This is a genomic window from Gordonia sp. CPCC 205515, from assembly GCF_048537925.1.
Lineage (GTDB): Bacteria > Actinomycetota > Actinomycetes > Mycobacteriales > Mycobacteriaceae > Gordonia.
In genome coordinates, this window is the sequence record NZ_JBCLVJ010000018.1 from 60,097 (window position 1) to 85,471 (window position 25,375).

Genomic DNA, 25,375 nt, shown 5'->3' on the forward strand with positions numbered 1-25,375 from the left:
CTCAGTCGCGGTTGAGCCGGGGGAGCAGCGCCTTGGTCTTCTCCTCGGTCCATCCCTCCGGCTGCAGGATCTGCGCCCACGCGTACGGGATGGCCGAGAGGTAGTCGTGGCCATGGCCGTCGGGCACGTTGACGGCCACCGCCATGTCCGCGGACACCTGCAGGAAGGTGACGAACGGAATCCAATGGGTCGACGAGATCACGTCGCGCCCACGCGGTTCCTTCAGCCAGTCCGGTTCGTTCAGGATCAGATGCGGACTCCACCAGCTGATCGGGTCGCTCGCGTGCTGCAGATAGACCGTGCGCGGGGTCTTCCACGGTGCGTTCGGCTTCGCCAGATCCCCTTCGTCGGCGATGAACCGCACCTGCTGGCCGTTGTCGTAGATCGGCTGCCACTGCGGGCTTCCCTCATCGCGGTTGGCGGTGACGTCGTTCCAGATCGTGTTGTTGAACGTCGGACCGCTGAACAGTGCGCCGTCGGTGCGCGCCGCGATGGTCTGCACGGTGCCGAAAGCGGCCTCCCCGGCGAAGGATCCGAGGCTCTCGCCGAACACCACCAGCTTGGGCCGCTGTGCCTCCGGGATCGCACGCACGCGTTCGTCGACGGCCTCGAACAACGCTTGGCCGGCCTGGCGTGCCCGTTCCTTGTCGACCAGGAACGACAGCCAACTCGGCAGGAACGAGTACTGCATGCTGACGGTGGCGATGTCGCCGTTGTACATGTACTCCAGCGAATCCACGGTCGCCTTGTTCACCCAGCCGCTGCCCGTCGACGAACCGATGACGACGACCTTGCGTTGTAGACCGCCGGTGCGTTCGAGTTCCTGGGCCGCCAGCTCGGCACCCTCGCGGATCGTGTCGGCCGAATCGAGACCGGCGTAGACCCGGATCGGTTCCATCGCGGGCGTTCCGTTGAAGGTGGTCAGCGCTCCGACGTCGGGTCCGCGGGACACGAAGACCCGGCCTTCGCGACCGAGCGAATCCCACGTGACCAGCGATCCCGGACCACCCGACCGTAGCGCCGAGGTCGGCGGGGAGTTGTCGGCCTTCGTCTCGTTGTTGGCCGCCGCGAAGCTGGAGTTCAACGCATTCATGACGTTCGACACGATGACGCCGTTGAGCAGGAAGATGGTCAGCAACGCGACCAGCGCGAGTCCGATCACCGCCGAGACCCGTGGCGGTGCAATCCGGTTCAGTTGCCGCACGGCCCCGCGGACGGCTGACGCAAACAGCTGACCCAGACTCACCAGGAGCAGGAACACGATCACCGCGACGATGATGATCACCGGATACGCACTGCCACTGAGGTGCTCAACACTCATGATGTCGCGAATATCGGTCTGCCACTGGGAGAACCAGTACAGCATCATGGCGGTGCCGATCACCGCGACGGCACCCATCACCAGCCAGTACTCGCGGGCCGGCGAGGGCCATCGACGATCCCGGGAGATCATGAAGCGCGTCAGCCAGGCCAGGAAGACCCCGAGGCAGTAGCCGACGGCGGCCGACGCCCCGCCGACAACCCCCTGGAACAGTCCGCCGCGCGGCAGCAACGACGGCGTCATCGACAACCAGAAGAAGACGAGCGCGGTCACCATGCCGGCGAAGGCATACCGGTTCAGCTGGCGGCGCCACCATGGGGGGCGTGCGGCGTCGGGCGCGGTCGCCGGCTCGGGCGCGGGCGCCGGCTCGGGCGCGGTCGCGCCGGGTTCGACAGTGGGGGTAACGCTCTCGGAATCCACCGGGTGCTCCTCAGGGTCATCAGCCCGCACAGAGTACCAGTCGATCGGCGCCGAACCCGGCCGTGACGTGTCAGTTCAGGCGCGCGCCGGTGGTGGGATCGAACAGATGGACTGCACGATCGGCCTGACGCAGACGCAGGCCCTCGCCCAGTTTGGCCGGTGAGCGTTCCGACGACCGCGCGACCAGCATCACCGGGTCACCGTCGAGGGTGGTGATGGAGAGATCATCGACCTTGGCGTAGACATAGGTTTCGCTGCCCAGTTCCTCCAGGAGCGCCACCTCCGCGGCGATGCCATGGGTGTTGTCGCCGAGTGCCAGATGTTCGGGACGGATGCCGACGACCACCGAGTCCAGGCCCGAGTTACGGAGCGCGGCCGCCGTCTCGGCTTCCAGATCCACCGTCGCACCCGACACCGCGATGGCGCCGTCGCGGACCGGCGCGGTGAACAGATTCATCGCGGGGGAGCCGATGAATCCGGCCACAAACGCATTGGTGGGACGGTCGTACAGGTCCGTCGGGGAGGCGAACTGTTGCAGAACGCCGTTGCGCAGCACGGCGACCCGATCGCCCATCGTCATCGCCTCGACCTGATCGTGGGTGACATAGACGGTGGTGGTGCCCAGGCGTCGCTGCAGCGCGGCAATTTCGGTGCGGGTCTGCACCCGTAACTTGGCGTCGAGGTTCGACAGCGGCTCGTCCATGCAGAACACCTGTGGCTCGCGCACGATCGCGCGTCCCATCGCCACCCGCTGCCGCTGACCGCCCGACAGCTTGGCCGGCTTGCGGTCGAGATACTCGGTGAGATCGAGCAGACGCGCGGCCTCGGCCACCTTCTCCTTGCGCTCCTCGGCCGGCACACCCCGCATCTTCAGTGCGAAGCCCATGTTCTCGCCGACGGTCTTATTGGGGTAGAGCGCGTAGTTCTGGAACACCATGGCGATGTCGCGGTCCTTGGGTGCGACACCCACCATGTTCTCTCCGCCGATGCGGATCTGCCCGGAGTCGATCTCCTCGAGGCCGGCGAGCATGCGCAGCGCCGTGGACTTGCCGGACCCGGAGGGCCCGACGAGGACGACGAACTCGCCGTCGGCGATGTCGAGGTTCAGGCGGTCGACGGCGAGTTTCTCCGCGCCGGGATAGACGCAGCAGGCGTCGTCGTAGGTGATGGAAGCCATGAGGATTCTCCTGTGAGAGTTGAGGAAGTGGGGGGGTTACTTGATCGCGCCGAACGAGAGACCGCGGACGAGTTTGTTCTGGGCGATCCAGCCGCAGATCACCACCGGCAGCGCGGCCAGCACCGAGGCCGCCGAGAGTTGCGCCCAGTAAAGACCTTCGCCGGACATGAACCCGGTGAGGAACACCGGCATTGTTTGCGCGTTGACCGCGGTCATCGTGACCGCGAAGAAGAACTCGTTCCACGAGAAGATCACACAGATGAGTGCGGTCGCGGCGATACCGGGAGAGATGAGCGGCAAGATCACCTCACGCACCGAGGTCCACAGGCTGGCGCCGTCGATGCTGGCGGCCTCCAACAGTTCGCCGGGTACCTCGAGGAAGAACGACCGCATCATCCACACCGCGATGGGCAGATTCATCGCCGTGTACAGGATGATCAGCGTCCAGATGTTGTCGAGCATGCCGATTCGGCCCACGATCACGTACAGCGGGATGATCGCAGCGACGATCGGCAACATCTTGGTGCTGATGAAGAAGAACAGGGCATCCTGGGTCTTGCGGACCGGGCGCAGCGAGAGGGCGAACGCGGCCGGAACACCGAGTGCCAGTACGAGAATGGTGGAGACGATGGTCGCGAACAGCGAATTGAGCAGTGGCGTACCGATACCCGCGTCGAACACCTTCTGGAACTGTTCCAGTGTCGGGGTGAAGATGAAGGTCGGCGGATCGGTCGCCGCCTGATTCTCCTTCTTGAACGCGGTCAGCACCATCCACAGGACCGGAAAGAAGAAGCCGAGAGCGAGAATCCAGGTGATGACCGTCAGCAGCGCCTGCTTCGGGTCACGACGGCGGCGGGCCTCCACTGTCGTCGACGGGGTGTCGGTGGTCGGCGGGCGATTCAGGGTGGTAGTCATCAGGCGGCCTCCTCGGTCCCACTGAAGCTCTTGAAGATCAGGCGCAAGGCCAGGGATGCGACGACGATCGTGCCGATCACGGTGACCACGCCCATGGCGGCGGCCTGTCCGATGTCGAATCCGAGGAACGCGCGTTGGTAGATGTAGAACGGCAGGTTGGAGCTCGCGACACCCGGTCCGCCCGAGGTCATCATGTACACGGCGTCAAACGTGTTGACCAGGTAGATGGCGCCGAGCACGGTACCCAGTTCGATGAATCGACGCAGGTGCGGCAGCGTGAGTTCGCGGAACAGTCGGAAACTCGTCGCCCCGTCCACCCGGGCGGCCTCGGAGATGTCGTGCGGCATCGATTGCAGGCCGGCCAGGATGAGCAGCATCATGAACGGCGTCCACTGCCAGACCAATTCGGCGATGACGCTCATCAGCGGATACTGGCTGAGCCAGTCGGTGTGAATCCCGAAGGGGCTCAACGCCCAGTTGACCAGGCCGTTGGTCGGCGACAGCAGGCTCGTCTTCCACAGCAGCGCCGCGGCGACCGGGGTCACCAGGAACGGCGTGATCAGCAGAGTGCGAACCACGCTGCGGCCGACGAACTTCCGGTCGAGGAGGAGTGCAAAGATCAACCCGAGAACAACAGACGCGACGACGGTTCCGACGATCAGGAAGATCGTGTTGAGGGTGACGCGCCAGAACTGTGCGTCACTGAACACCGCCACATAGTTGTTGAGCCAGTTGAACTCCCGCGATCCCGGACGCACCAGGTTCCACGACTGGGTGGAGTAGTACAGGGTGAACAGGAACGGGATCTGGGTCACCACGATCATGAAGATCAGTGCGGGCAACAACGGGCCGCGGCGACGCCATCCTTCGGCGCGCGTGATGTGGTCGCGCCGGGAACTCAGTGGTGCGCCCGACGGCGCCGGTTGGGCGCCGGGTTCTGCTACTGCGGTGGCCACGATGCCTCACCTCTCGTTCTGGTAGGTTTTGCCGACGGTTTCGGCGTATTGCTGACTGTGGGCGAGTGCCTGGTCGACACTGATCTGTCCGGCGATCGCCGCCGAGATCTGTTGGCTCACCCGGGTTCCGAGATCCTGGAACTCGGGAATCCCCACGAATTGGATACCGGTGTACGGCACGGGTTGTAGCGTGGGCTTGAGCTGGTTGGCCGCCGTCATGGCCGACAGCGTCGGTTCGGCGAACGGCTTGGCGATCTTCTGGTACTCGGGCAGCTGGTAGGTCGACATCCGGCTGCCAGGCGGAACATGGGTGGCGCCGAGGGTTTTCGCGACGTGCGCGATGTAGTCGCGGTTTGTCATCCAATTGATGAACTTCCATGCCGCGTCTTGTTTGTGGCTGCTGGTCGGGATACCCAACGACCAGGTGTAGAGCCAGCCGTTGTCGCCCTTGGCCATGCTGGGTGCCGGCAGGTAGCCGACGTCGCCGGCGATGGTCGAGGTATCGGGGCTCTCCAGCACCGACACCGCCGACGTCGCGTCGTACCACATCGCGGCCTGCCCCTGCGACATCAGGTTTCCGCATTCCTGGAAGCCCGACGACGCGGCGCCCGGCTCGCCGTACTTCCGGACGGTGTCGACGTAGAAGTTCACCGCGGCCTTCACTTCCGGGCTGGTGAGCTGGGCATTCCAGTTCTCGTCGTACCAGCGTCCGCCGAACGCGTTGATCACGGTGTCCAGCGGGGCGAGCACCTCACCCCAGCCCGGCTTGCCGCGCAGGCAGATCCCGGACACGTTGCCGCGGTTGAGTTTTGCGGCGGCCTCGGCCACCTGCGGCCACGTCGGCTTCGCCGGCAACGAGACGCCGGCATCGGCGAACATCTTCTTGTTGTACATCAGGAACGACGACTCGCCGTAGAACGGTGCGGAGTACATCGAACCCTTGTAGGAGAGCGCATCTTTGAGCGTCGGAATGAAATCGTCGGCGTCGTAGGAGGGATCGGCCTGCATGTACGGCGACAGATTCACCAGCCAGCCGTTCTGCGCCCACATCGGGGTCTCGTAGTTGCTGATCATCACGACGTCGAACTCTCCGCCGCCGGTGGCGACCGACGCGGTGATCTTGGCGCGGGCCTGATTCTCCGACAGAGTCACGAATTTGAGGTTGATGCCGGGGTTCTGCTGTTCGAACTGGTCGGACAGTGCCACCGCGTCGGTCATCTGGGAGTTGGACACCATGGCGATGGTGACCGAGTTGCCACCGCCGCCGGTCAGGGAGCCGGCTCCGGAGCACCCGGCCAGGACCAGGGTGAGCGCGGCACCGACAACCAGGCCGGCGCGCAGGCGTGCTCGGTCCGCGTATCGCCTGATGCGTGAGCGCACACTGTGCTCGTGGGACATCAGTCTGTACCTTTCTGTTGGGCGACAAGCCATTCCGCGGTGGGTAGGTCGGTGACGAGAATCGTCGCGAACCCGCCGCGCAGCGCGCCGAGGATGGAGTGCCGGCGGTGTTCTCCACCGGAGATGAGAATGGCTGTGGGACAGGCCCGGACCGCGTCGAGCGGAACCGAGACCGTGCGGTTCACCAGACTCGACGCCACGGGACGCCCGTCGGCATCGTAGAACCGGCCGCCGATCTCGCCGACCGCACCGAGCTCGTCGAGCTCGTCGAGGACCACCGCATCGATGTAGGCGCCCTCGAACAGCGTGGTGGAGGTGGAGACCGAGCCGACACCGAACAGCATGGCGTTTGCGGCACGGGCGGCCGATAGTGCCTGGGAGATGATCGAATCGCGCTCCAGGGCGGTGACAGTGTCCGGGTCGGCGAACAGTGGCGCCATCAGGCGCATCGGGCGGGCATGCAAGCGTTCGGAGAATCGGGATAACGCGTGATCGACGCCGGTGTGGTACTCGACCGAGGTCATCGATCCGTCCATCTGCACCACCACCTGGCAGGACGCATTACCCGGCATCGCGTCGGCGGCCGCGACCTGCTCAGGGCCCCAGGTGAATCCGACGGTGTCGGTGGGTTGCACGCGCCGCGCCAGCACCGACGCGCCCGCCCGACCGAGCGCGGCGTTGCCCGACGGCGAGCCGTCGGCGAGTTCGTCGATGACGAGAACCTCGTTGAGCCCGAAGGCATCCTCGACGGCGCGTTCGGCGTCGGTGTGGATGGAGTCGCTGAGATGGCCGGGGGCGGTCACCGTGACCTGCACCAGTCCCTGCGCCCGGGCGCGGGCAACCAGTCGGCCCGCCGTCGGTCGGGACACCCCGAGACGAGTGGCGATCTCGGCCTGCGTCAGCCCTTCGAGGTGATACATCGTCGCCGCGCGCACCAGCAAGCGCAGGTCGGTTCCGGTGTCCGGGGTGGTCTTGGCGGGTGTGGTCACCATCGGTGTCCTTCCGTGAGCATTTGCTCACTAGCCGTGAACATGCTCAATACGCTAACATCGCTGATGTGACTCAGGCAACAGTGAATCGTGCGAGTGATCCGGCAGTCAGCACCATGCGCGCCAGCGTGCTGCATCCCGGCGGTCATCTGGCGGTCGAGGACCGGCCCGTGCCACGTCCCGGCCAAGGCGAGGTATTGGTGCAGGTCACGGCGGTTGGCGTGTGCGGTTCGGACGCGCACTATTACCGCCACGGCCGCATCGGCGACTACGTCGTCGACGCCCCAATCGTGCTCGGGCACGAGGCCGCCGGGGTGATCGTCGACGTCGGCCACGACGTGCCCCGATCCCGGATCGGGGATCGCGTGTCGATCGAACCGCAGACCCCGGACCCCTCCAGCGACGAATCGCGGCGCGGCCTCTACAACCTCTGCCCCCACATGCGCTTCTTCGCGACACCCCCGGTCGACGGCGCTCTCGCGGAGTACGTGACCATCGGCTCGGCGTTCGCCCACCGCATCGCCGATCAGGTGACCGACGAGATGGCCGCCTTGTTCGAACCACTGTCGGTGGCGATCGCTGCGATCCGCAAAGCGGAAGTGGGCATGGGGGATTCGGTGCTCATCGCGGGAGCCGGACCCATCGGTTTGATGTGCGCGCAGGTTGCGGCAGCAGCCGGGGCGACCCGGATCGTCGTCAGCGAACCCGACGAACGCCGCCGCGCGACCGCGATGCACCTGGGGGCGACCGAGGTGCTCGAGCCCGGCCACCCCGTGAAACCCGTCGCCTCCTTCATCGACGCCAGCGGGGTGCCGGCCGCCGTCGACGCCGGCATCCGATCCCTGCGCCCCGCCGGCCGCGCCGTTCTGGTGGGGATGGGCGCCGACGAGATGACCTTCCCGGTCTCGCTGATCCAGAACCGCGAACTGATCCTCACCGGGGTCTTCCGCTATGCCAACACCTGGCCGGCCGCCGCCGCACTGGTGGAATCCGGACGCGTCGACCTCACAGCCATGATCACCGGGCGCTACGGGCTCGACGAAGTGGCCGAAGCGCTCGACGCCGATCGTCGGCCGGGAAGCATCAAGGCAGTCATCCACCCCGGCGTCTCCCGCCACCCCGATCCGCAACCCTCGACCCTCTGACCATTCGAAAGGCACTGTCCGTGGCTGACACTCACGCACTCGCACAATCCACCGTGGACGCGATCGACACCATTCCGGTCCCCACCTACGATCGTTCCCGCCTACGGTCGGGCATCGTCCATTTCGGTGTGGGCGGGTTCCATCGGGCGCATCAGGCGATGTACCTCGATCGGCTCCTCGCCGACACCGACGCCGACGACGCGGCCCGCTGGGGCATCTGCGGGATCGGGGTCCGGCCCGCCGACGCCGCGATGCGCGATGCGCTTGTCCCGCAGGACGGCCTGTACACCCTCACGCTCAAGCATCCCGACGGTGCAGTGGAAACCCAGGTCGTCGGAGCGATCTGCGAATATCTCTATGCGCCAGACGATCCTGAGGCGGTCATCGAGAAGCTTGCGGATCCGGCGACCGAAATCGTCTCCCTCACGGTGACCGAGGGCGGCTATAACTTCTCTCCGTCCACCGGTGAGTTCGACGCCACCAATCCCGACATCGTCGCCGACCTCGCCGACGGTGCGGTGCCGCGGACGGTGTTCGGCCTGGTGACCGAGGCCCTGGCACGGCGGCGCGAGGCCGACGTCCCGTCGTTCACCCTGATGTCCTGCGACAACATCCAGGGCAATGGCGAGATGGCGCACGCCACCTTCCTCGCCTTCGCCCGCCTCAAGGACCCCGGACTCGCGGACTGGATCGATCAGCACACACGCTTCCCGAACTCCATGGTCGACCGGATCACCCCCGCCACCCCCGACGACCTGAGTGCCGAGGTGGCGGCCAGGACCGGGGTCGACGATCGGTGGCCGGTGGTCGCCGAACCCTTCACGCAGTGGGTTCTCGAGGACAACTTCGCCATGGGGCGGCCTCGCTTCGAGGACGTCGGCGTCCAGGTCGTCGACGACGTCACCCCCTACGAATTGATGAAACTGCGACTGCTCAATGCCAGTCATCAAGCCCTCTGCTATTTCGGGTACCTGCTCGGCCACCGCTATGTGCACGACGCGACAGACGATCCGCTCATCCGGGAGCTGTTGCAGCGCTACATGTCCGAGGAAGGCCGCCCGACTCTGCGGCCGGTGCCCGGGGTCGACCTCGACGCCTACACCACCACCCTCATCGAACGCTTCGGTAATCCCGCCATCGCCGACACCATCGCGCGGCTGTGTCAGGATTCGTCGGACCGCATCCCGAAATGGCTGGTGCCGGTGATCCGCGAGCGCCTCGACGCCGACGGGGACGTCTCGTTGGCCGCGGCCGTCGTGGCCAGTTGGACCCGTTACGCCGAAGGCGTCGACGAGCACGGCGAACCCATCGACGTCGTCGACCCGCTGTCCGGCGAACTCATCGCCCTTGCTCGCGAATCGCGCACCGAACCGCTGGCCTTCGTCGCCAACCGTCGGCTCTTCGGTGACCTCGTCGACGACGAACGGTTCACCGGACCCTACCTGTCGGCGTTGGACTCGTTGCGTCAGAAGGGTGCCCGCGAAACACTCACCGAGTTGCTCTCATGACCCTGGTCGCCGGAGTGGATTCCTCCACCCAGTCGTGCAAGGTCATGATCTGCGACGCCCACGACGGCACGGTCGTCCGCAGCGGTACCGCGCCGCACCCGGGTGGCACCGAAGTGAATCCGGACCACTGGTGGACTGCGCTGCAACAGGCGATCTCATACGCCGGTGGACTCGATGACGTGGCTGCCGTGTCGGTCGGTGGACAGCAGCACGGCCTCATCTGCCTCGACCGACAGGGCGAGGTGCTACGGGATGCGTTGTTGTGGAACGACACCCGCTCCGCATCGGACGCCGCCGACCTGGTCGACGACCTCGGTGGGTCCGACGCGTGGGCGAAAGCCGTCGGGGTGGTGCCGGTGGCTTCGATCACCGCGGCGAAGTTACGCTGGGTCGCCGACAATGAACCCGACGTCGCCGACGCCACCGCCGCGGTGTGCCTGCCGCACGATTGGCTCACCTGGCGGCTCCGCGGTGACCGCGACATCGCCGCATTGACCACCGACCGCAGCGATGCGTCCGGCACCGGCTACTACTCCGCGGCCGCCGACACCTACCGGAATGACCTGCTGGAGTTGGCTTTCGGCGGTCGACGCCCATTGGTGCCGGAAGTATTGGCCGCGGACGAGCCGGCCGGACGCACGTCTGGGGGAGCGGTCCTGGGCCCCGGTGCCGGCGACAACGCCGCAGCGGCCCTGGGACTCGGCGCGGGTCCCGGCGATTGCGTTGTCTCCCTGGGTACCTCGGGTGTGGTGAGTGCAGTGACCGATACCGCCGCGCACGACGGTAGCGGCCTGGTCGCCGGTTTCGCCGATGCCACGGGACGGCATCTCCCACTCGTCTGCACCCTCAACGGTGCACCCGTACTCGCGGCCACCGCCGGCATGCTCGGTGTCGACCTCGACGAGTTCGGCCGCCTCGCCGGCGAGGCACCCTCCGGCGCAGAGGGATTGGTGATGGTGCCCTACCTCGCCGGCGAGCGATCGCCGAATCTGCCCGAGGCGACCGGATCACTCCTCGGCATCACCGGCGGCAACTGGACTCCGGCCAACGTGGCCCGCGCCGCGGTCGAAGGTCTGCTGTGTTCGCTCGTCTACTGCATGGAGTTGATCGAACGCGAGGGCGGCGAGGTCGATCGCGTGCTGATGGTCGGCGGCGGCACTCGGTCGCCGGCCGTGATCTCCCTGGCACCACGACTCTTCGGGCGCACGGTGCTGGTTCCGCAACCGGGGGAGTACGTGGCGCTCGGTGCCGCACGTCAGGCAGCCCACGTCCTCACCGGCGAGCTACCGCGTTGGCCGATCGCGACCGAATCCCACCCCGCCGAGCAGACCACCCCCGAGGTGTATGCCCGCTACCGCGAGGCTGCGGGTTTGGTCCTCAACCGCACGTAATGGTCGTTCACCCGGTGAACGTCCCCGCCCCGGTGATCAGCGGTAGGTCCAGGGTGGTGACGATGCCTGCCGAGCAATCCAGCACCGCGGGAATGGCATTCACGATCCGACCGGCAGCGGCGACGATCGCGGCATGGTTGTGGTCGCCGCGTTCGCTGGTCGGGCAGATGTCGACGCGGTACGACGGTTCACCGACGATCTCCACCCGATAACATCCGCCCGGCTGCGCAGGCTGGGCCCACTGTGCGCCGATGTCCTCGCGCAGCCGGGTGATGTGTTCGACGACGATCGCCGGTTTACCCGCGACCATCCCGATGATCTCGAAGCGCACGGCCGCTCGCGTCCCCTTCGCGACGTGGCCGGTGGCGATGTCGAAGGCCTCCGGGGCCGGTTCCTCCTCGTAGCGTTCGACGATCTCGTCGACGGTGACTCCGAGTCCCGCTGCCAATTGCCGAATGGTTGTGCCCCAAGCCAATCCGAGTACGCCGGGCAGAAACAGCATGGGTGTTTCGTCCATCGGCTTGGCAAAGCCCATCACGTCGAACATCACCGTGGCGCCGTCGTAGGTCGCGTAGTCGGCGATCTCCAGACAGCGGATCTGCGAGATCTGCTGGCACGTCCCGGCAAAGGCGAACGGGATCAGGTCGTTGGCGAAACCTGGGTCGACACCGGTGATGAAAATGCTCGACTCGTTCTCCGTGGCGACCTTCTCCAGCTTCGCGATCGCCTTCTCCGGCATCACACCCCACGGGAACTGCAGGGTACCCGGCGCCGAGCCGACGACATCGATGCCCGCCGACAAGATCTGCAGACAATCGTTGAACGACTCGACCGGTCGGGTGTCGCCCATCGCGCAGTAGACGATGCAGTCGGGCTTGGTCGCGATGACTGCGGCCAAGTCGTTGGTGGCGAGTACTCCGGTCGGGTCACCGGGCACGCCGGCCAACTCCGCGGCGTCCCTGCCGACTTTGGCCGGGGTCGCGACGCACAGCCCCACAAGGTCGAAACGGGCATCTTCGATCAGCTGCCGCAGGGCGAGTCTCCCGACATTCCCGGTTCCGACGTGAGCCACACGAATGGCCATGCGATGCCTCCTTGCGCAGGTCAGGTAAACAAATGTCCGGACTACTGTCCACATCAGTAGAACACGCTGCTCCGGAAATCGGTAGAACGTGTTCTCAAAGACCCTCTGACCAGGTAGCCTTACCCGCCATGGGACGTGTAGATGACAAAGTTGCGGTGATCAGTGGCGGCTCGCGAGGGATGGGTGCGTCGCACGCACGCATGCTCGTCGCGGAGGGAGCCAAGGTCGTCATCGGCGACATCCTCGACGACGAGGGCAAGGCGTTGGCCGAGGAACTCGGCGACTCCGCGCGCTACGTGCACCTCGACGTGACCTCGCCCGACGACTGGGCGGCGGCGGCGGCGACTGCGGTCGACGAGTTCGGCAAGCTCAACGTGCTGGTGAACAACGCGGGCATCGTCAACGGCGCGAGTCTGGAGAAGTTCCGGCTCGACAAGTGGCGGCAGATCATCGACGTCAACCTCACCGGCACCTTCCTGGGGATGCAGGTTGCCGTTGAACCGATGATCGCCGCCGGTGGCGGCTCGATCATCAACGTGTCGTCGGTGGAAGGACTGCAGGGCAGCCCGTGGGCACACGGCTATGTCGCCTCCAAGTGGGGTGTGCGCGGCCTCGCGAAATCCGCTGCGTTGGAACTGGCTCCGCACAACATCCGGGTCAATTCGATCCATCCCGGCATGATCCGGACCCCGATGACCGAGGGCCTGCCCGAGGACATGATCAAGGTGCCGCTGGGCCGTGCCGCCGACTCGTCGGAGGTGTCCACGTTCGTCGTCTTTCTGGCCAGCGACGAATCCTCATACGCCACTGGCACTGAGTTCGTCATGGACGGCGGCCTCACCGCCGGCGTCGCGCCGTAACCAGCCCCGCTGGTCGAGGGAGCCCTCCCGCTGGGAAACCTTTCCCCGCTGCGACTTTGCTCTCGCTGGTCGAGTGAGGGAGGAGCTTGCGACGACCGCGTTTTTCGCTGGTCGAGTAAGGGAGGAGCTTGCGACGACCGCTTTTTTTGCTGGTCGAGTAAGGGAGGAGCTTGCGACGACCGCATCGAGACCGACGCGCACGTGACCTCGAGGCTCGGCCTAACCCGCAATTCGATTGCGCCTCAAAAGGTGTGACACCGTGCGGTGAGGTCGGCCAGCGGTTGGACCTCAGCCGCCGGAGGTAACCCGCGGCACCACCGCGACAAGCACCACCATCCCCACCACCTCGATCAGCGTCTGTAGCACGACAACCGAAGCGGCAACACCGTATTCGGCAGGTAACGCCAGCGCCAGCGGCAGCACGACGAGCGAATTGCGGGTGGCCCCGGAGAAACCGACCGCCCGTCGGCCCGCCAGGTCGAGTCCGGCCCATCGTGCGATCAGCAATCCGAGGACCACCATCACTGCGAGGAACACCACGTAGACCGGAATCACCGTGACGATGTCGCCGAGGTGATCGTCGAGCGTATGCATCTGCGACGCCACGACGACGAACAGCACCAGCGCCATCAGCGGGACCATCGCACCGTCGGCAACCGAACGGAATCGTTGCAACGCAACCGAACGCGACGTCGACACCTGGGTCAGCCACGCGAGAACGAGCGGGATGAGGATGAGCACGATGAAGGCCGTCAGGAAGGGTGTCGCGTCCACGACGGAGGCGACGTCGTCGCCCAGGAACAGCGCGAGAAACAGTGGTAGTAGCGCCATTTGCACCAGCAGGAGCAGTGGGGTGGCGGCCAGGAGGCGTCGGCTGTCGCCACCGGCCAGACCGCTGAAGACAATCACATAGTCAACGCACGGACAGAGCAACACCAGTAAAACGCCGGCGCGAATCCCGTTGTCGGCGGGCAGAACCTGATAGAGCGCCGCCACGACGAGCGGTACCACCACGAAGTTCACTACGAGCAACACGCCGAGGAATCGGGCGTCGCGAACGGCTCGGACCAGTTGCCCGATCGGCACCTGCAGGAAGGTCACGTAAAGGAGCGCCGCCAGCGCTGGGTTGATGACGTGTTCGAGCGTTGAACCCGCCCCCGGCGCAAGCAGGCCGGCGATCGCGCCGACCACGATGGCCGTGAGATAGATGGTGACCTGATGGCGTTCGAGCGTCACAGGCAGGTCGGGGGATAGGCGCACGGAACCATTGTGCTGCCTGTGGAAACGTCGCGGACAGTAGGGACAAATCAAATTAGTCTCGCAGTGTGAGCTACCGGGACACGATCAGCACAGATCTCGCGCTGCCGGTTCCGCTGGCGGAACTGGTGGCGATTCTGCGTTGCCACAACGTGACCGAGGCGTACGTCTTCGGTAGCTACGCTCGCGGCGAGCAGACCGCCGACTCTGATCTCGACCTTCTCGTGGCATTTGCCGAGCCGCGGGCTCGGGACTTCTTCGACTTACACACCGAACTCGAGGAGCGCATTCCGTGTCACGTGGATCTGACGACGGCGCTGCACTCCGCATTCGAACCGTATATCCGGCCCGATCTGGTCCCAATAGTCTGAGGTCGGCGTGAAGGTGGTGAATCCGTATCTGGAGGCGGCGCGAATGGCCGTCGATGCGGCCCTGCGATCGGTGCCAGCCGCGCGCGAAGATCTGATTCCGGGCAGCGACCGAGCAGATGCGATCCTGCTTCGTCTACAGGTTGCCGGCGAGCAGTTGAACCGGGTGCGGGCAGAGTTTCCGGACGAGTTTGCACAACATGACGCCGACCACTGGTCTGATCTCATCCGCCTGCTCAACATCATCGCGCACGGTTACACGCAGATCGACTACGACATTCTCTGGGACATTCTGACCACCGGATTGCCTCGGCTACGGGGAATCGCTGACGTAACCGTCGGGTACCTGATCGATGGCTCGTACCCTTGCCACTCACGCCAAGCCCGAGTAGTATCGAACACGTGTTCGAGAACGAGGTGCCTGGAGGTGCCACCCCAGACGCGGAGGTGACCGCCGCCTACGCCGCGTTGCACGCGGCGATCGACCGGATCGCCGCACTCGACACCACCCCCGCTTCGGATGCCGAGGTGGTCCGTGCCGCGGAGATGCATGAGCATGCCGCCCGACGGTTGTATCCGATCGGGTTGCGTCGGGTCGGGGACGTGTCTGATCGTGATGCGCACCGCCGGTTGGGGCATCGGACCCTGTCGAACTTCATGACCGCCCGTCTGCGGATCACCGACCCGAAACGCCGTCAGGATCATATGGCAGCGCTGCTGCAGTTCCATGCGCTCTCCGGTGACCTCCTCGACCCGAAGTGCCCGACCCTGGCCCAGGCCGCGGCGGAGGGCGCGGTCGGCCCCGACCACATCCACGCCGCGCTGGATACCCTCGACCGCATCCCCGCCAAAGTCTCCGCCGACGAAAAGACCCGCGCCGAGGCGATGATGGCCGACTTCGCCCGCGACCACGGACCGGCCGGCATCGAGAAACTCGGTGCCCGCATCCTGGCCCACCTCGACCCGGATGGCACCGTCACCGATGACGCCGACCGCGCCCGCCAACGCGGGTTGAACCTGCGCGGTCAGGATGCGCAGTTGATGAGCAAACTCTCGGCCACCCTCGACCCGTTGACGCGGGCGATGCTTGATGTGGTGATCGCCGCCTGGGCCGCGCCCGGGATGAATGACCCGGATCATCCGGACTCACCCCGCGGCAGTGCCGATGATGTCGACGACGAAGTGTTGCGGGAGGCGGCTCGTCGGGATCTGCGGTCGCAGTCGCAACGCAACCACGACGCATTGAAAGCGCTGCTGCAGGCGGTGCTCGACGGTGGTCTGCTCGGCGCATCGCACCGGGGTTTACCGCCGCATGTGATCATCAAGGTCACCGAGGAGGCCTTGCGGGAGCAGGCCGGGGTCGCTGAAACGACGACGGGCGCGGTGCTGCCGATCAGTGACGTGATCGACCTGGCTGCGAAAGCCCAGCAACACTTGGCGGTGTTCGAGGGTCACCGCACCGAGGTGCTGTATTTGGGGCGGGCCAACCGGTTTGCCAATCGGTCGCAGCGGTTCGCGATGTTTGCCGCCGACGGCGGTTGCTCGGCGCCGGACTGTGATCAACCCTTTGCGACCACCGAAGCGCATCACGCGCAGAAGGATTGGGCCGAGGGTGGGTGGACCGACATCATCGATCTGGCCCCGGCCTGTCCGAAACACAATCGGATGGTCGGTCCCAACCGTGGGCAGTTCAGCACCCACATGGTGTCTGACGGCCCCGATGCCGGACGTGCCGCCTGGACGTTGAACGGCGACGACACGCTGACACCGAATCAGGCCCGCATCAACCGCAGCCACGACCTCGCCGAAGCCCTGGCCGCCTACCGACGCGGGGAACGACTCACCGCGGCTCCACGCGGACCCACACCACGCGGCACCCACGACACGAGGCCACCACCCGAACGCCGCCGCGTGCCGAAACTGGTCGCGTGCCGCTGGTCGGTTACCCGACACGACCCGACCACCCTGCGACCAGCCACCTGACAACCCGACACCGACGACTACCCCGAGTCCCCTGAGATCCCTGAGGTGCGAGGCGCCAGCCGAGCCACGAAGGGCAGGGACCTCGGGGTAGTCGACATGCCCAGATCACTCCGCCGGCAACTCCTCCTTGCGCTGATCGATGATGAAGAACACCAACGTGATCGCGAGAAATCCGGCCGGCACCCACGCCGCGTGCCCGCCCATCGCGTGGGTGGCAAACGCACCGATCACCGCGCCAGAAGCGAACGCCCCGACCACCGCTCCGTAGACGCCGAACGCCCGACGCGCCTCCGGCGCCCGATCCACCAGCGTGGAGTAGCCTGCCTCCACCAGACGCATCAGATTGCCGGTGGTGGCCACCGCAACATAGTTGAGGCCGCCGATGCTGCGAAACAATTCGATCTGCATCGCGGCGATGAACGCTATGGGAATGGTGACGATCCAGTGTGGCGCGTCGGTGGGCACGAATCCCACGACGAGCAGGATCAGCGTCTGCAGCAGCATGGTCACGCGGATCGGGTGGACGAGCAGCGCGTCGAGCCGGCCGGCGCGGATGTGCATGGACACGGCGACCCCGACGACGAAGGCCAGGATCGGCCACAGATGTCCGAGTGCTTGCGCCCAGTGGCGTTGGGCGAGGTTCAGCGCCAGGAAGATCACGTTACCGGTCTGCGCGTTCGCGAACACACCGCCGCGCGCGAGGAATGTGTAGCTGTCGAGAAAGCCGCTCGCACAGGTGATCAGCAGTGCGAAACGCATCGTCGTCGACGTGTTCACCAAGCCTCCGAATGGTGGGAGATGAAGCGGTGGATGGTGGTCGCAGAGTACCGTCATTGCATCACCGGGACCATCGGGAGGGACTTCTTCATGACGACGTCGGCCGGCTCGTCATCGCACGTGTGGCCGCCGTCGCGGACCAGGTCGATGGTGTTGCTCGCGGGCGTTCTCCTCGGGCTGGTGGCCATCAATCTGATCGCCCATTTCACCGGTCATTGGACGGAGATGCTCGCGGTTCCGGTGGGTGCGGTGCTGGTCGTCGCCGGGGCGCGGTTGGCCGGGTTGCAGTGGGGCGAGATCGGTATCAGCCGCTCCGAATTGCGGGCCGGTGTGATCTACGCCGTTGCCGCGGTGGTGGTCGTCTTTGCGGTGGTGTCGATCGCGGTCGCGATCCCGGCCACCCGTGAATTCTTCCGCAACGACCGCTACAGCAGCGCAACCGACGCGCTGCTGGCCGCGTTCGTGTTCATACCACTGCAGACGGTGCTACCCGAGGAGTTCCTGTTCCGCGGCGTGCTGCAGGGGTCGCTCTATCGAGTGTTCTCCCGCCGCGCGACGCTCGGCATCGGCGCGCTGTGCTTCGGCATGTGGCACATCTCGTCGTCGCTCGGACTCACTTCGGGCAACGAGGGTTTGAGCGGCATCCTCGGGTCGGGGGTGTTCGGTCAGGTCGTCGGCATCCTCGGTGCGGTGGTGGCCACCGCATTCGCGGGCCTGGTGCTGGGGTGGCTCCGCGACCGCACGACGAGCCTGTTGGCTCCTATCGCGCTGCACTGGGCACTCAACGCCGTCGGCGCATTCGGTGCCGCCGTCGCCTGGCATCTGCCGGGTTGAGTCGGCCCCACCCCGTCTGCCTCACGTCGTCCCGAAGATCCGATCGCCCGCGTCGCCGAGTCCCGGCACGATGTAGCCGTCGGCGTTGAGTTCCCGGTCGATCGCGGCGGTGAAGACCGGCACATCCGGATGTGCGTCGCGCAGCGTCTGAATGCCCTGCGGGCAGGTCAATAGACACACGAACTTGATCGACCGCGGCGCATACTCCTTGATGCGGTCGACCGCGGCGACCGCCGAATGTCCGGTCGCCAGCATCGGATCCACGATGACGACATCGCGTTCGGCCAGATCACCGGGCATCTTGAAGTAGTACTCCACGGCCACCAGGGTTTTCGGATCCCGGTAGAGCCCGATGTGGCCGACACGTGCACCCGGCACCACGGTCAGCATGCCGTCGACGATGCCGGTCCCGGCGCGCAGGATGGACGCGAACACCACCTTCTTGCCGTCGATCACGTTGGCGGTCATGGTCTCCAGTGGTGTCTCGATGGTGACGGGATGCATCGGGACGTCGTGCAGCACCTCGTAGGCCATCAGGGTGGAGATCTCGTTCAACAGCCGGCGGAAATCGTTGGTGGAGGTGTCCTTCCGTCGCATCAGCGTCAGCTTGTGTTGCACCAGTGGGTGATCGATGAGAACGACGTCGTCCATGGGGAGGTCCTTGCTGTCGGGGCGGTCAGAAAACGGTGCCGTCACTGCGGATGGTCAACGGCGGCAGGCCACCCCGGCGTTGGGCCAGCGCACGACCGGCCGCCCAGGTCCCGCCCTCCAGGATGCACGCCAACGGCAGTGCATCGGCGTCGACGCCGAGCCGGTCGCGTACCAGCGGGGCGAGTTCGTCGATGAGTGCGACGGTCAGTGCGCGCCATTCGATGACCGCCTCGTCGGACACCGCCCACTCCCGGTCCGTCAGTGCGGGATCGCGCAGCGTGAGCACCCCGGTGTCCAGCAGAAGTCCGCCATTGCGGTACTCCGGCAATGCGGTCAATTCGTCGAGTCCCACAACCTCGACGCCGGACCACGCGAACGGCTCCAACAACGAATAGGTCAGCCACTGCGACAACTTGTGAAACGGCATCCACCCATCACTGAGCCCGCCGCCGTGCACCGCGTCGTGGCGCCAGCAGTCGCCGACCGGAACAGTGCCGATCATGTTGTCGGCCAGCCAGATACCTGACAACGAGGACAACAACACCGACAAGATGCGGTGCGCCGGGACTGCGCCGTCGGCGGCCTTTGCCACCACCGCGTCGTACAGTCCGCCGGGCCGTCCACCGAACACCTCGGGTGCGGCGTCCAGCGCGGCACCGAGTCGATTCAGTAGCGCCGCCCGACCATCCAGCCCGACAAGTGGATTCGACTCCGACACCTGAAACGACGTCGCCAGAACAGTAGGGGACAGGTCGAGCAGGGCAGCCGCGTCCACGCGCAGTGGGTCTGCAGGATCGGACGAGAACCGCCCGTCGAGAAACGCGTGCCAGCTGGCGACGGCCAATCCCTCGGACCGTTCGATCCGCAGGCCCGTGCCCGGCTCGGTGAAGCTCCACCCCGGCCCGGCCCCCGCATCGAGGAGCACGCTGACCACGACCAGATCGATCAACGTCCGGGCACGGTCGGCAGGGTCGGCCGGCAACCGATCACCCAGCGCCGCAACCCGATCGACGCCGCCCGCCTCGAAATGCCGCCAGCGACTGTGAAACGGGATGTTCAGATCCGGATACCGCTGCCGCGCCACCGCGGCCACCTCGTCGGCCGTCGAGGCGAGGGCGTCGTCGTGCACCTCCCACCACGCGGAATCACCGGCGCGGGCGCGCGTCAGAAGTTGTTGTGCGCGTTGCCGAATCGCTTCAGTGCTGCGCAGTTCAGCGACCGCCACCCCGACATCGCCCGCGAGATGCGTGGTCATCCGTCGAGCCCTCGACCTTTGACCTTCGCGAGTTCGTCGGCGTCGGGCACCGGTCCCGGCGTGAAGTAACCGGCCGCCATCTTCGCGTCGATCTCCACCTGCGCATCCGCCGGGATGAGGTCGTCGGGGATGTTGACGCGTTCGCCGACCTCGATGCCGGACCCGGTGATGGCGTCGTACTTCATGTTGCTCATCGACACCAGACGATGGATCTTGCGGATGCCGAGCCAGAGCAGCACGTCGGGCATCAACTCTTGGAATCGCATGTCCTGAACGCCCGCAACACATTCGGTGCGTGCGAAGTACTGGTCGGCGGTGTCGCCGCCGACCTGACGCTTCCGCGCGTTGTATACCAGGAACTTTGTCACCTCGCCGAGCGCGCGACCTTCCTTGCGGGAGTAGGCGACCAGCCCCACCCCACCCCGCTGCGCGCCCAGGATGCACTCCTCGATCGCATGCGTCAGATACGGCCGGCACGTGCAGATGTCAGAGCCGAATACATCCGAGCCGTTGCACTCATCGTGCACCCGGCAGGTCAACTCGACGTTCGGATCGGCCAGATCGGCGGCGTCACCGAAGATGTAGAGCGTCTGCCCACCGATCGGCGGCAGGAACACCTCGAGGTCGCCGCGGGTCACCAACTCCGGGTACATGCCGCCGGTCTCCTCGAACAACACCCGCCGCAATTCGGCTTCGGTGCAACCGAACCGGTGCGCCACCCCGGGCAGATACCAGACCGGCTCGACGGCCACCTTGGTCACCGCCGCGGCACCCGAGGACAACAGGAACCGCTCGTCGGGTACCAACCGCCCCTTGGCGATGGCCTCGGCGATCTCCGGCAGGATGACGTGCGCGCGGGTCACCGCGATGGTCGGCCGGATGTCGTACCCGGCGGCCAGTTCGTCGGCGAACGCGTCGGCCGTCATCGCGCCCCACGGGTCGATACTGACCATCGCGGACGGGTCAGACCACTGCGGATACGGTCCGATCTGGGACGTGGGTGCGGTGTTGGTCAGGTCGGCGCGATGCTCCCGCGACAATGCGCCGGCCGCCACCGCCAGCGCCCGATAGACGCTGTACGAACCGCTGTGCGTGCCGATGACGTTGCGATGCCCGCGGCGCGCGGTGGTGCCGACGACCGGTCCGCGTTCGGCGGCGGACGGCGCGCCCCATCGGATCGGCAGCGCCTCGAGTCCACCCGCGTGCGAGGTCAGACGGATGTGCCGGCCACCCGCACGATTCGTCGAGCCGCCCGCAGCGGCGTCGGCACCCAGATCCGCGGTCATCGGTCTCTCCCGTCTGTCTCGACTCCGGTCTACACCCGAACTCGATCCTTGGTGGTCCTCCGCATCAATTCGTTCGGCGGCACCACTGGAAAGCGCCAGCATAGCCACAATGTCGCGACGGTGCCGGGTGACGAATTCCGGCTGTGATCAGCCGATGAACCGACGGTGAACAGACACCGCGTAGTCGCCGCCGGCATACGGTTCCCGACCCCAGGTCGCCCAGCGGGCCACTGATTCCAGTCCCGCCGCCGCGGCATGGTCGTCGTAGTCCTCGAGCGAGATCCGATCGGGACGCAACGCAAACCCGGCCACCAGCAGCCCACCCGGCCGAAGACGCCGCGTGCAGCCGTCGAGGACTCGGCGCTCGGTCCCCGGATGCACGAAAATCATCACGTTGCCCGCGAGCACAATGACGTCGAACCCGGTCCCGACCGTGTCCGGCAGATCCGCGAGATCGGCCGTCACCCAATCGATATCCGGTCCGTTGCGTCGAGCGGTCGCCAGCATCGAGTCGTCGGCATCGACACCGGCCACGTCGAACCCGCGTCGGGCCAACTCGATCGCCACCCGACCGGTACCGCAGCCGCCGTCGAGGACACGGGTGCCGTCGACCTCGGCCAGCAGCGACTCGACGAGATCGGCCTCACCGTGGATGGACTTGCCTTGGGCCGCCATCCGCGCCCACCGCGCGTCATAGTCATCGCCCTTGGGGGCATCGGTCTCGTCCCATCGCGTCGCCACGAGGTTCATGGTGACACATCCGGTGTGTCACGAAACCCGTCCGCCGTCGGCATGGTTTGTTGAGGGAGGATGAGTCGACCGAACAGGGGAGCAGCCATGGACGTCTACCAGGCGATCGCGGCACGACGCGACGTGCGCAACGAGTTCAGCGGTGAGGTGATCGACGACGCCCGCCTGATGAGGGTCCTCGAGGCCGCCCACCGCGCACCCAGCGTCGGCAACAGCCAGCCGTGGGACTTCGTCGTCGTCCAGGACCCCGACACGCTCGCCCGCTTCGCCGACCATGTCGCGCAATGCCGCGACGACTTCGCCCGGTCCCTGCCCGCCGACCGCGCGACCACCTTCCGGCCCATCAACATCGAGGGCATCCGCACCTCGGGCACCGGTGTGGTCGTCACCTACGACCCGACCCGGGGCGGTCCACACATCCTCGGCAGGCACACCATCGACGAAACCGGTCGATTGTCGGTGGCGCTGGCCATCGAAAACCTGTGGCTCGCCGCGACCGACGAGGGCCTCGGCGTCGGCTGGGTGTCGTTCTACCGTGAGCCGTACCTACGGGATCTCCTCGCGATTCCCGACCCGGTCACCGTCGTCGCCTGGCTGTGCCTCGGCCCGGTCACCGAACTGCAGGAGATACCCGACCTCGAACGCTTCGGATGGCGGTCCCGACGACCACTGACCGACGCTGTGCACCGTGAATCCTTCCGACCTGCAACCGATGAATTCGCGACCGACCGCGAGTCTCTCCCTGCAACCGTCCCGGCCACCTGAGGAGCACCATGATCGCCGCACACGAATTCATCTCCCTCGACGGGGTTTTCGAGAACCCTGCGTGGACTGCACCGTTCGGCTTCGATCCCGCGATGGGCGAGACCATCAGCGGGATCGTCTCCCGGTCGACGAAGATCCTGCTGGGCCGCACCACGTTCGAGATGTTCGCACCGGCCTGGTCCACCCGCACCGCCGACGACGACCCCGGCGCCCCGTTCTTCAACGACACCGAGAAGCTCGTCGTCACCAGCGGCACCCCCTCCGTCGAGTGGGCCAACAGCACGGTCATCGGACCCTACGATCCGGCCGCCATCGCCCGCATCAAGGACGAGACCGACGGCGACATCTACATCTCCGGCAGCGGCACCCTGGTGCGCGCACTGATCGCCGACGGCCTCCTCGACGAACTGCACCTGTTCATGTACCCGATCACTCTCGGTGCGGGCCAACGACTCTGGGCCGACGGTACCGAACACACGCTGCGTCTCAACGACAGCGACGTCTACGCCAACGGCGTCGTCCACCTGAACTACGGTCCGGCCGCCTGATCACAGCAGCGAGAGCAGATACACCGTCACACAGACGACGACCAGGAACGCCAGCGAATACTTGAGGCTCGACCGGAGGATCGCGGCCTCGTTGCCGGTCTCACCGACCGCCGAGGCCGCGATCGCGATCGATTGCGCCGACACGAGTTTCGCCATCGTCCCGCCACCGGTGTTCGACGCCACCAGCAGCGTCGGATCGACGCCGAGCTGCTGCGCGGTGACCGCCTGCAACTTCGCGAACAGCGTGTTGTTGTTGACCACCGAACCGGTGATGAAGACGCCGATCCAGCCGATGATCGGCGATACCAGCGGGAAGACGTCCCCGACATTGGCCAACGCCAGACCGATCGCCGCGGTCGCCCCGGACAGATTCGTGATGTAGGCCAACGCGAGGACCAGCAGGATCAGCACGATCGGGCGCCATAGTTCGGCGATCGTCCCCTTGAGTTGTTCGAGGGCCTCGGGCACCGTGATGCGCGCGAATGCGCCGGTCACCAGGATCGCGCCGAGCACCGCCGTGCCCGACGCGCCAATCAGGCTGACCTGCCACACCGCGGGCATCGGCGCCGTCGTCGCCGACACCGGCGGATGCTGCACGATCGTGTTGTCGATCCACGGCATGTGGATGTTGAGTACCGTCCAGTCCAGCCACCCGCCTGCGGTGAACAGACTCTTGAACCACGGCAGACTCCACACCAGGATCGCGCCGGTCAGGAAGTAGAACGGCGACCACGCCATCACCACTTCGCGTACCGAGTACTTCGTCGTCTCCGGTGCGGCGACACCGCCTTCCCGATAGATCTCGCGCGGCTGCCAGATGCGAGTCAGCCCGGCGAGCGTCACCATCGCAACCAGGGGCGGCAGGATATCGGTCAGTTCCGGGCCTGCGACGAACAACACCAGGCATTGCAGCCCGGAGAACACCACACCGGTGACCAGCCACGCCGGCCAGGTCTGCCGCACACCTTTCCAGCCGTCCAGGATGGCGACCAGGATCAGCGGCAGCAGGGCGGTCAGTCCCTGGATCACCGGGATCATCCACGTCGACAGCTCCCCGAGATCGACGCCGCCGACCTTCGCGCCCTGGATCACCGGGATGCCGATCGCACCGTACGCACCCGCCCCGGCGTTGGCCACCAGACACAACATGGCGGCTTTGATGGGACGGAAACCGAGTTCGACGAGCAGCGCCGCGCAGATCGCGATCGGCACCCCGAAGCCGGCCGCTCCCTCCAACAGGCCGCCGAAGCAGAAGGCGATGAGCAGCACCTGCAGTCGCTGATCCGTCGACACCCCGCCGATCGACGTGCGTATCACCTCGAACTGGCCGCTCTTGACCGCGATCTTGTACAGCCAGACCGCCATCACGATGATCCACGCGATAGGCCACAGTCCTGACACCGCACCGAAGAGCGCCGACCCCACGATCTTGGAGAACGGCATCCCGAAGAGCACCAACGCCACGAGCGCGGCCACCACCGCCGAGATCAGGGCCGCGGTGATGCCCTTGATCCGGAACACCACCAGCGACAGCAGGAACACCAGGATCGGGATCGCGCCGACGAGCGCCGACAGGTACACCGAGTCATACGGCGCGTAGTTCTGTTCCCACATGTCATGCCTCCGCACTCGTCGCGCGTTCGTTGGCCGATAGGGCATGGCCAGGTTGCCGGCACAACGCTGCCACCCCAGGCTCGTGCGTGGGTCGTGTTTGCGTAATCTTCCCGGACGCGTGCT

The 25,375-nt window shown here is 66.1% G+C and carries 24 protein-coding genes; 10 read left to right on the plus strand and 14 right to left on the minus strand.

Annotation, left to right across the window (positions count from 1 at the left end):
* Window position 1: 1 nt before the first annotated feature.
* Genes AAFP30_RS24065 through AAFP30_RS24090 form a run of 6 tightly spaced genes read right to left on the minus strand, consistent with a single transcriptional unit; the run spans window position 2 to window position 7,179 of the window.
* Window positions 2-1,771, minus strand: coding sequence for an alpha/beta hydrolase (locus AAFP30_RS24065; protein ID WP_419232564.1), 1,770 nt, complete (start codon window positions 1,769-1,771; stop codon window positions 2-4).
* Window positions 1,772-1,811: 40 nt separating this feature from the next.
* The gene (locus AAFP30_RS24070) at window positions 1,812-2,918 is read right to left on the minus strand and encodes an ABC transporter ATP-binding protein (RefSeq protein WP_419232565.1); all 1,107 of its coding nucleotides are present in this window, start codon (window positions 2,916-2,918) and stop codon (window positions 1,812-1,814) included.
* Window positions 2,919-2,954: 36 nt separating this feature from the next.
* Entirely contained in the window at window positions 2,955-3,833 is an 879-nt protein-coding gene (locus AAFP30_RS24075) for a carbohydrate ABC transporter permease (RefSeq protein WP_419232566.1), read from the minus strand.
* Window positions 3,833-4,789: a carbohydrate ABC transporter permease gene (locus AAFP30_RS24080; RefSeq protein WP_419232567.1), complete on the minus strand. Its 957-nt coding sequence runs from the start codon at window positions 4,787-4,789 to the stop codon at window positions 3,833-3,835. Before AAFP30_RS24080 ends, AAFP30_RS24075 begins: the two co-directional genes overlap by 1 nt.
* 6 nt (window positions 4,790-4,795) lie before the next feature.
* Entirely contained in the window at window positions 4,796-6,187 is a 1,392-nt protein-coding gene (locus tag AAFP30_RS24085) for an ABC transporter substrate-binding protein (RefSeq protein ID WP_419232568.1), read from the minus strand.
* Complete coding sequence (locus AAFP30_RS24090) at window positions 6,187-7,179, minus strand: sugar-binding transcriptional regulator (RefSeq protein WP_419232569.1); 993 nt, start codon at window positions 7,177-7,179, stop codon at window positions 6,187-6,189. The genes AAFP30_RS24085 and AAFP30_RS24090 overlap by 1 nt, the downstream gene beginning before the upstream one ends.
* A 113-nt stretch (window positions 7,180-7,292) precedes the next feature.
* Here AAFP30_RS24090 and AAFP30_RS24095 point away from each other — a divergent pair, with 113 nt between their 5' ends.
* The 3 genes from AAFP30_RS24095 to AAFP30_RS24105 are packed head-to-tail and all read left to right on the plus strand — an operon-like array spanning window position 7,293 to window position 11,220.
* Window positions 7,293-8,321, plus strand: a complete 1,029-nt coding sequence (locus AAFP30_RS24095; protein WP_419232682.1) for an NAD(P)-dependent alcohol dehydrogenase — start codon at window positions 7,293-7,295, stop codon at window positions 8,319-8,321.
* A 20-nt stretch (window positions 8,322-8,341) separates the two neighbouring features.
* A complete protein-coding gene (locus AAFP30_RS24100) occupies window positions 8,342-9,829 on the plus strand; it encodes a mannitol dehydrogenase family protein (RefSeq protein ID WP_419232570.1) in 1,488 nt (495 codons plus the stop codon).
* Entirely contained in the window at window positions 9,826-11,220 is a 1,395-nt protein-coding gene (locus AAFP30_RS24105; protein WP_419232571.1) for a xylulokinase, read from the plus strand. Before AAFP30_RS24100 ends, AAFP30_RS24105 begins: the two co-directional genes overlap by 4 nt.
* 7 nt (window positions 11,221-11,227) lie before the next feature.
* Here the strand turns inward: AAFP30_RS24105 and AAFP30_RS24110 are convergent, their stop codons facing one another.
* Window positions 11,228-12,304, minus strand: a complete 1,077-nt coding sequence (locus AAFP30_RS24110) for a diacylglycerol kinase (protein WP_419232572.1) — start codon at window positions 12,302-12,304, stop codon at window positions 11,228-11,230.
* Between the two features lie 128 nt (window positions 12,305-12,432).
* Between AAFP30_RS24110 and AAFP30_RS24115 the strand changes: the two genes are divergently transcribed.
* The gene (locus tag AAFP30_RS24115) at window positions 12,433-13,164 is read left to right on the plus strand and encodes a glucose 1-dehydrogenase (RefSeq protein ID WP_419232573.1); all 732 of its coding nucleotides are present in this window, start codon (window positions 12,433-12,435) and stop codon (window positions 13,162-13,164) included.
* Between the two features lie 288 nt (window positions 13,165-13,452).
* On the opposite strand, the gene AAFP30_RS24120 is transcribed toward AAFP30_RS24115, so the two are convergent.
* Window positions 13,453-14,424, minus strand: coding sequence for a bile acid:sodium symporter (locus AAFP30_RS24120; protein ID WP_419232574.1), 972 nt, complete (start codon window positions 14,422-14,424; stop codon window positions 13,453-13,455).
* A 65-nt stretch (window positions 14,425-14,489) separates the two neighbouring features.
* On the opposite strand from AAFP30_RS24120, the gene AAFP30_RS24125 reads away from it, so the two are divergent.
* The 3 genes from AAFP30_RS24125 to AAFP30_RS24135 are packed head-to-tail and all read left to right on the plus strand — an operon-like array spanning window position 14,490 to window position 16,772.
* A complete protein-coding gene (locus AAFP30_RS24125; protein ID WP_419232575.1) occupies window positions 14,490-14,792 on the plus strand; it encodes a nucleotidyltransferase family protein in 303 nt (100 codons plus the stop codon).
* A 7-nt stretch (window positions 14,793-14,799) separates the two neighbouring features.
* On the plus strand, window positions 14,800-15,240 hold the full coding sequence (locus AAFP30_RS24130) for a DUF86 domain-containing protein (protein WP_419232576.1): 441 nt from the start codon (window positions 14,800-14,802) through the stop codon (window positions 15,238-15,240).
* Complete coding sequence (locus tag AAFP30_RS24135) at window positions 15,192-16,772, plus strand: DUF222 domain-containing protein (RefSeq protein ID WP_419232577.1); 1,581 nt, start codon at window positions 15,192-15,194, stop codon at window positions 16,770-16,772. The genes AAFP30_RS24130 and AAFP30_RS24135 overlap by 49 nt, the downstream gene beginning before the upstream one ends.
* A 105-nt stretch (window positions 16,773-16,877) precedes the next feature.
* Here AAFP30_RS24135 and AAFP30_RS24140 read toward each other — a convergent pair whose 3' ends face one another.
* Window positions 16,878-17,531: a YoaK family protein gene (locus tag AAFP30_RS24140; RefSeq protein WP_419232683.1), complete on the minus strand. Its 654-nt coding sequence runs from the start codon at window positions 17,529-17,531 to the stop codon at window positions 16,878-16,880.
* A 108-nt stretch (window positions 17,532-17,639) separates the two neighbouring features.
* On the opposite strand from AAFP30_RS24140, the gene AAFP30_RS24145 reads away from it, so the two are divergent.
* Window positions 17,640-18,383 carry a CPBP family intramembrane glutamic endopeptidase gene (locus AAFP30_RS24145; protein ID WP_419232578.1) on the plus strand — a complete coding sequence of 248 codons (744 nt, stop codon included), beginning with the start codon at window positions 17,640-17,642 and terminating at the stop codon, window positions 18,381-18,383.
* A 21-nt stretch (window positions 18,384-18,404) separates the two neighbouring features.
* Here the strand turns inward: AAFP30_RS24145 and upp are convergent, their stop codons facing one another.
* From upp to AAFP30_RS24165, 4 genes are all read right to left on the minus strand, one after another.
* Window positions 18,405-19,034: a uracil phosphoribosyltransferase gene (upp, locus tag AAFP30_RS24150; RefSeq protein ID WP_419232579.1), complete on the minus strand. Its 630-nt coding sequence runs from the start codon at window positions 19,032-19,034 to the stop codon at window positions 18,405-18,407.
* A gap of 25 nt (window positions 19,035-19,059) precedes the next feature.
* Window positions 19,060-20,289: a URC4/urg3 family protein gene (locus AAFP30_RS24155; RefSeq protein WP_419232580.1), complete on the minus strand. Its 1,230-nt coding sequence runs from the start codon at window positions 20,287-20,289 to the stop codon at window positions 19,060-19,062.
* Window positions 20,286-21,575: a GTP cyclohydrolase II gene (locus AAFP30_RS24160; RefSeq protein WP_419232581.1), complete on the minus strand. Its 1,290-nt coding sequence runs from the start codon at window positions 21,573-21,575 to the stop codon at window positions 20,286-20,288. Before AAFP30_RS24160 ends, AAFP30_RS24155 begins: the two co-directional genes overlap by 4 nt.
* Before the next feature lie 147 nt (window positions 21,576-21,722).
* A complete protein-coding gene (locus tag AAFP30_RS24165) occupies window positions 21,723-22,316 on the minus strand; it encodes a class I SAM-dependent methyltransferase (RefSeq protein ID WP_419232582.1) in 594 nt (197 codons plus the stop codon).
* 96 nt (window positions 22,317-22,412) lie between these two features.
* On the opposite strand from AAFP30_RS24165, the gene bluB reads away from it, so the two are divergent.
* Entirely contained in the window at window positions 22,413-23,090 is a 678-nt protein-coding gene (bluB, locus tag AAFP30_RS24170; RefSeq protein ID WP_419232583.1) for a 5,6-dimethylbenzimidazole synthase, read from the plus strand.
* An 8-nt stretch (window positions 23,091-23,098) separates the two neighbouring features.
* Window positions 23,099-23,638, plus strand: coding sequence for a dihydrofolate reductase family protein (locus tag AAFP30_RS24175; protein WP_419232584.1), 540 nt, complete (start codon window positions 23,099-23,101; stop codon window positions 23,636-23,638).
* On the opposite strand, the gene AAFP30_RS24180 is transcribed toward AAFP30_RS24175, so the two are convergent.
* Window positions 23,639-25,252, minus strand: coding sequence for an L-lactate permease (locus tag AAFP30_RS24180; RefSeq protein WP_419232585.1), 1,614 nt, complete (start codon window positions 25,250-25,252; stop codon window positions 23,639-23,641). It lies immediately after the preceding gene.
* Window positions 25,253-25,375 lie beyond the last annotated feature (123 nt).

Excerpts from the sequence above, each read along its gene's own strand:
- AAFP30_RS24070 (WP_419232565.1), bottom strand. The coding sequence starts at position 2,918 with ATGGCTTCCATCACCTACGACGACGCCTGCTGCGTCTATCCCGGCGCG.
- AAFP30_RS24075 (WP_419232566.1), bottom strand. The coding sequence starts at position 3,833 with ATGACTACCACCCTGAATCGCCCGCCGACCACCGACACCCCGTCGACG.
- AAFP30_RS24085 (WP_419232568.1), bottom strand. The coding sequence starts at position 6,187 with ATGTCCCACGAGCACAGTGTGCGCTCACGCATCAGGCGATACGCGGAC.
- AAFP30_RS24090 (WP_419232569.1), bottom strand. The coding sequence starts at position 7,179 with ATGGTGACCACACCCGCCAAGACCACCCCGGACACCGGAACCGACCTG.
- AAFP30_RS24095 (WP_419232682.1), top strand. The coding sequence starts at position 7,293 with ATGCGCGCCAGCGTGCTGCATCCCGGCGGTCATCTGGCGGTCGAGGAC.
- AAFP30_RS24105 (WP_419232571.1), top strand. The coding sequence starts at position 9,826 with ATGACCCTGGTCGCCGGAGTGGATTCCTCCACCCAGTCGTGCAAGGTC.
- AAFP30_RS24110 (WP_419232572.1), bottom strand. The coding sequence starts at position 12,304 with ATGGCCATTCGTGTGGCTCACGTCGGAACCGGGAATGTCGGGAGACTC.
- AAFP30_RS24115 (WP_419232573.1), top strand. The coding sequence starts at position 12,433 with ATGGGACGTGTAGATGACAAAGTTGCGGTGATCAGTGGCGGCTCGCGA.
- AAFP30_RS24140 (WP_419232683.1), bottom strand. The coding sequence starts at position 17,531 with ATGCGTTTCGCACTGCTGATCACCTGTGCGAGCGGCTTTCTCGACAGC.
- AAFP30_RS24145 (WP_419232578.1), top strand. The coding sequence starts at position 17,640 with ATGACGACGTCGGCCGGCTCGTCATCGCACGTGTGGCCGCCGTCGCGG.
- upp (WP_419232579.1), bottom strand. The coding sequence starts at position 19,034 with ATGGACGACGTCGTTCTCATCGATCACCCACTGGTGCAACACAAGCTG.
- AAFP30_RS24155 (WP_419232580.1), bottom strand. The coding sequence starts at position 20,289 with ATGACCACGCATCTCGCGGGCGATGTCGGGGTGGCGGTCGCTGAACTG.
- AAFP30_RS24160 (WP_419232581.1), bottom strand. The coding sequence starts at position 21,575 with ATGACCGCGGATCTGGGTGCCGACGCCGCTGCGGGCGGCTCGACGAAT.
- bluB (WP_419232583.1), top strand. The coding sequence starts at position 22,413 with ATGGACGTCTACCAGGCGATCGCGGCACGACGCGACGTGCGCAACGAG.
- AAFP30_RS24175 (WP_419232584.1), top strand. The coding sequence starts at position 23,099 with ATGATCGCCGCACACGAATTCATCTCCCTCGACGGGGTTTTCGAGAAC.
- AAFP30_RS24180 (WP_419232585.1), bottom strand. The coding sequence starts at position 25,252 with ATGTGGGAACAGAACTACGCGCCGTATGACTCGGTGTACCTGTCGGCG.